Origin of the sequence: Anabaena sp. UHCC 0451 (assembly GCF_034931405.1) — a bacterium.
Taxonomy (GTDB): Bacteria; Cyanobacteriota; Cyanobacteriia; order Cyanobacteriales; family Nostocaceae; genus RDYJ01.
In genome coordinates this window covers 15,846-20,898 of record NZ_JAYGHA010000053.1, presented here as the reverse complement: position 1 = coordinate 20,898, position 5,053 = coordinate 15,846, and the positions used below count along the sequence as shown (strand labels likewise).

Annotated in this window: 6 protein-coding genes; 1 reads left to right on the top strand and 5 read right to left on the bottom strand. The window is 38.5% G+C overall.

The window, feature by feature from the left end:
* Nucleotides 1-88: 88 nt before the first annotated feature.
* The 3 genes from VB694_RS24230 to VB694_RS24220 all read right to left on the bottom strand — a co-directional run bounded on the left by VB694_RS24230 (nucleotide 89) and on the right by VB694_RS24220 (nucleotide 976).
* The gene (locus tag VB694_RS24230; RefSeq protein ID WP_323362885.1) at nucleotides 89-295 is read right to left on the bottom strand and encodes a prevent-host-death protein; all 207 of its coding nucleotides are present in this window, start codon (nucleotides 293-295) and stop codon (nucleotides 89-91) included.
* A 170-nt stretch (nucleotides 296-465) separates the two neighbouring features.
* On the bottom strand, nucleotides 466-729 hold the full coding sequence (locus VB694_RS24225; RefSeq protein WP_168636759.1) for a Txe/YoeB family addiction module toxin: 264 nt from the start codon (nucleotides 727-729) through the stop codon (nucleotides 466-468).
* Nucleotides 722-976 carry a type II toxin-antitoxin system prevent-host-death family antitoxin gene (locus VB694_RS24220; protein WP_323362884.1) on the bottom strand — a complete coding sequence of 85 codons (255 nt, stop codon included), beginning with the start codon at nucleotides 974-976 and terminating at the stop codon, nucleotides 722-724. Before VB694_RS24220 ends, VB694_RS24225 begins: the two co-directional genes overlap by 8 nt.
* A gap of 30 nt (nucleotides 977-1,006) precedes the next feature.
* On the opposite strand from VB694_RS24220, the gene VB694_RS24215 reads away from it, so the two are divergent.
* The gene (locus tag VB694_RS24215) at nucleotides 1,007-1,168 is read left to right on the top strand and encodes a hypothetical protein (protein ID WP_323362883.1); all 162 of its coding nucleotides are present in this window, start codon (nucleotides 1,007-1,009) and stop codon (nucleotides 1,166-1,168) included.
* Nucleotides 1,169-1,224: 56 nt separating this feature from the next.
* Here VB694_RS24215 and VB694_RS24210 read toward each other — a convergent pair whose 3' ends face one another.
* Together VB694_RS24210 and VB694_RS24205 are read right to left on the bottom strand one after the other, a co-directional pair.
* Nucleotides 1,225-1,791, bottom strand: coding sequence for a transposase (locus VB694_RS24210; RefSeq protein WP_323362882.1), 567 nt, complete (start codon nucleotides 1,789-1,791; stop codon nucleotides 1,225-1,227).
* 324 nt (nucleotides 1,792-2,115) lie between these two features.
* On the bottom strand, nucleotides 2,116-5,053 hold a 2,938-nt coding region (locus VB694_RS24205; RefSeq protein ID WP_323362881.1), incomplete at its 5' end, for an FG-GAP-like repeat-containing protein.

Here is a 5,053-nt window from a genome sequence, read left to right as displayed (position 1 = left end):
TTGTACTTCACGAATTAGTTTGATGATTTTTAACGCTTTTCTACGATCGCTTTCGATCCACCAAGCTAAGTCCTCAAAAGCATCTGCATCAAATTCCAAGTTTCTCACAGGCTGCTTCCAAAGAAATTCCATCTTGACGTTTTCTAGCGGTAAGTAATCTCGCTTTCATGGCTGGACTGCTTAACAAATAAGCAGTTTCTCTCTCAGCCATTATTTCTTGCCAAATAGCAATGGGAACAACTACAGAAACTCTTTGTCCTTCTGAATCACAGATGTATTGTAATGCGTTAGTCATAGTAGCTAATATAACTTACCAGATTACTAATAATTATAACCGCAAAAGTTTTGATGAGCTATTTGCGCGATGCCTGCGGCGAGCGGAGCTATCGCACTCCCACATCCTAAAAGCGATTCCTGCGGAGTGCTAGTTCCCTCCGGGACGCAATGCGTTCGCTATCGCACTGATTATTCTTGATAATGATAGCGACATGAAATAATTGTCAGATAATCATCATCTATAGCATAAATAAGACGATTTGTTTCATCAATACGGCGAGACCAAAAACCTGACAAATTCTCTTTCAAAGGTTCGGGTTTACCGATTCCTTCAAAGGGATCTGATAAAGTATCTTGGATAAGTTGATTGATTCTTTTTAAAGTTTTCTTGTCTTGAGATTGCCAATAAAGATAATCTTTCCACGCTTTACTACCCCAAGCTAATTTACGCATCGATTAAATCGTGTTCTTGTGTTTTCCCTGCTTTGTATTCGGCGATCGCTTCTTCTAAATGTTGAGCATTGGCAGGAGATTTTAACAGATAAACTGTTTCTATCAGACTGTCATAATAACTTTTAGACATGACTACAGCATCTTCCGCATCTCTTCTAACAATGACAGTACAGTTTTTATCATTGGCCACTGTATCTAGTACGGATTTAAAATTGTTTCTTGCTTCGCTAAAGTTGACGATGTTCATGGCTAGAGTTGTACATACTTAGGTACAATTATGATTATAGCCTTTTTTGACTCTTATCCCCAAAAAGCGATCGCTCTCCCACATTCCCAAAAGCGATCGCACTCCCACATCCCAAAAAGCGATACCTATGTCTTCGACACGCTGCGCGAACGGTCAGCTTCGCTATTGCATCCCATCATCCCGAAGACGTAGGGGTTTAGCAATGCTAAACCCCTACAATCCTAAACACCCACAGATCAACCCTAAAGCTAAAAAGGGACATTTAATAACAACGTATCATCATAATAAATATGACCAAGATTATCAGGATCATTTTCCCAATTTAAAGGATTATTAAAAATGTAGTTTCTAATAGTTTCTAATGATTTTTGATTCTGATGAATATGTTCATAAAAGTTTTTTTGCCATACGGAAGATATGCCTTTTTGATTGCAGATTTGATTAATCTTTTTAGTAACGGCACTTTTATAAGACCTAATCACACAAGGAATTGAACCAGAAATCATTTCACCAAAATTTCGTTGTTGATTTGTTGTTTTAATTTTTTCAACAATCCATAATATGCCATGAATATGATTTGGCATAATCACAAATACATCTAATTTAATATGGGGGAAATGTTGGGGGATTTCTTGCCAATAATCACGGGCAAATGTGCCTAATAAATTTAATTGCATTTCTCCTTGTTTGATATCACCAAAAATACATTGTTTATTTTTGGTACAAATGGTGATGAAATATGCACCTTCTTGGGTGTAATCGTAATTTTTTAATCTAATAGAACGGCGATGGTGGATTTGTGGATTATAGGGCATTTTTATATTGGATAATTATGTTAATTTTATTGGATATTTTACCTGATATCGCAGGGGTTTGGCAATATTTTATTGGTGAGAATTTCCACAGATATCGTAGGGGTTTAGCACTGCTAAACCCTTACCCCACGACTAACTATCAGTGACAAATCTACAATGATTTTGATGTTGCTGAATTATCTTAATTTTCGACATTCTTGGATATGGAAATCATCTGATATTAACCGACATTGTACCCAATATTTTATGGGTTTGTTTACCCGATATCGTAGGGGTTTAGCAATGCTAAACCCCTACACCTTAATAGAAGAACAACAATTCTTTCTATCGGTTTCTCCATTGCCAATAAGCAAGAAGCGGACTGACAGTTACATTTAATAATGTACTCTGATTTGTCATAGCTCCTTGTGTATTACCATAAGCATGACCATTTTGTACCTCTAGATGCAAGTGTGGCGCACCACCATAGTAACCAACTAAACCAACAGTGTCTCCCGCATTAATTCGTTTGCCATTCCATAGACCACTGGTAGATTTTAAATGTCCATAAACCCATTGACGACCATCATCAGAATTAATACCTACAAAGACGTAACCATCTGCTGAACCGCTGATCCATGCAACAGAACCACCAATTGCAGCTTTAATGGTAGTACCATTACCTGCACCCATATCAAGACCAGCGTGCCATTTGCCAAGACCATTGTAGTAACTTTGGTCATAGGCATATCCAGCAGTCATGGCAACGCGATAACCAAAAATGGTGTGAGAAAGATCAGTATATATCTGCTCAATTCGGTCATCAGTTTTCCATCTTTGATCCCCACCACCACCTAATGGATTAGCTTCAAATTGGTTATTATCACCACTTTGTTGATCCCATTGGGACTCGCTAAATGTATTAAGTTGACTATAATACCCAGTTGGCGCTACCACAGTCTTCTCCCAAGACACATCAACCAGAGCATCAATCCCACCTTCCCACATCTGAAAGTGTAAAGTATACCAACCCGCTGGCAAAGTATAGGTAACTTCTTGATATCCATAGGCTTGTACCCACTGGTCTTGAGGCGTGATATAACCTCCTCCTTGTGTTCCCCATACGCCGTAAGCGAAAAGCTGGATACCATCATCAGCTTTGAAGCGGAATTTATATTCACCACCATCAAAATAGCTTATGGTGTGAGCGCGAATAAAAAAGTTATCAACAGGAAGACGTGAATCTCCGTTTGGTGAGCCTGTACCCCAATAAGCACTAATACCTTCTTTGCCATCATTGCGTCTGGCGAGTTTAATCGTACCAATTTCATTGCCTATATGATCATTGTAATTTGCTGAAGGTGTTCCTACTCCATTCGTTTTCAAAACTACAGCAGCCCATTCTTTAGAGGAGTCAGGACTATCATTAAAACGTTGATGCTTGACAACTTCAAAATTAATTCCCGCTGATCCCCCTTCTTCTTTGTATTCAACTTTGACAGGAGAAAAACCACCAGGTGCGGAAAAATATTCCAAACGATTACTAGCTAAAGTTCCCCAGCTATCAATTACTAATTGATTACCAATCCAAACCCGTACACTATCATCAGCAGCAACATTAATTTTGTGGAGTCCCGCAGCTAAATACTGTTGAGTTTTGTATCTTGCAGAGAAATTATCAACAGGTGTATTTGGTGGCGCACCTGCACCCCAATTTTTACTAAAACCACCAGTAATATTGATAAATCCTTCACTGTAAGTAGGCGTACCTGCTAAGTCTTTATTGTTGAAATATTCGGCTGTCCAAATAGGAATCATATCGCTATCGCCGACAATATTCCAATCTCGGGGAGCATCAGGAATATCTAAATCACCTAATTTAGTTGCACCATTCATCAACCAAGCTGTATTTTCGCCTGTGTTAAGATTACGCCAAATAATATCCGATTTACCATCATTATTCATGTCTCCTGTACCTGCAACAGACCAAGTAAGATCAGGTGATGAGGAAAGATTTTGCTCAAATCCATCCATAAACCAGATATATAATTCCCCGGTAGCTGCATTGCGCCATAAAATATCTGATTTACCATCACCATTAAAATCACCTGTTCCTACAATACGCTGATTTAAGTCAGTTACAGGAGCAAGAATAATGCTGGTAGTGCGTGTTGTTCCACTCATTTGCCAAATGTGATTTTCTCCTGTTGCATAATTACGCCAGAGAATATCAGCATTTCCATCTAAATTGAAGTCACCACTGCCAACAATATGCCAATTGTTATCAGCAACTCGCTCTATTCCTACTTCAGCAAGACGGTTATTACCATCCATTAACCAGATGCGGTTATGTCCTGTATTATCAATCCAATGATAACGCCAGACAATATCCATGTTGCCGTCATTATTAAAGTCAGCCATAGCAACAGGATGCCATGCCATATCGAGATAATCTGGAATATCAACATCTCCTAAGTTAGTACCACCACCGTTCATAGCCCAGAAATGTGTTGTACCACCATCGCTATAACTACGCCACATAATGTCATGTTTACCGTCTTTGTTGATGTCGTTAATTAATCCGGTATGGTTGGGAATAATACTAAAATTACTATTACTCAAATCGGAAACATTACCATTATTAACACTGGTAATCTTAATTGAATAATCAGAACCAGCTACTAAATCAGCAGGTAACAACCAATTTTCACTACCATCTGATAAAGTTGAACTGAAAATTGTGCGGTTATAAACTCCACCTTTATACAGATCAATCTTGACATTTTCAGCAATATTATCCGCCCAACTTAGATTATAATTTGAACCAATAACTAATGGTTCTGCTCCATTGGGTGAAGTAACAGTAATAAAAGGTGCAGGATCATTATCAACAATAGTGACAGTTCCCGTCTTAGCAGTACCCAAAACATAATTCGCACTACTAGCTAAAGTCACAATAACCGTCTCATTTCCCTCAACCAGAGCATCATCAACAGGATTAACATTAATCAAAGCCGTCGATGCACCAGCAGAGAAAGTAGTCGTACCACTTAATGATTGATAATCAGTCCCATTAGTAGCCGTACCTGCAACAGCATAATTAACCGTCAAAGATGAACTTAAATCCCCAGTTCTTGTCAATCTAAATTGACCACGATTTACAGTTGTTCCAGCTACCGTTTCCCCTGCATTTGCATCACTCGTACTAATAGTAATAGTCGGTTTCACAGTAGTTGATAAATCATTATCGACTAAATTAACAGTAGCAGTTTTCGCAGTTCCT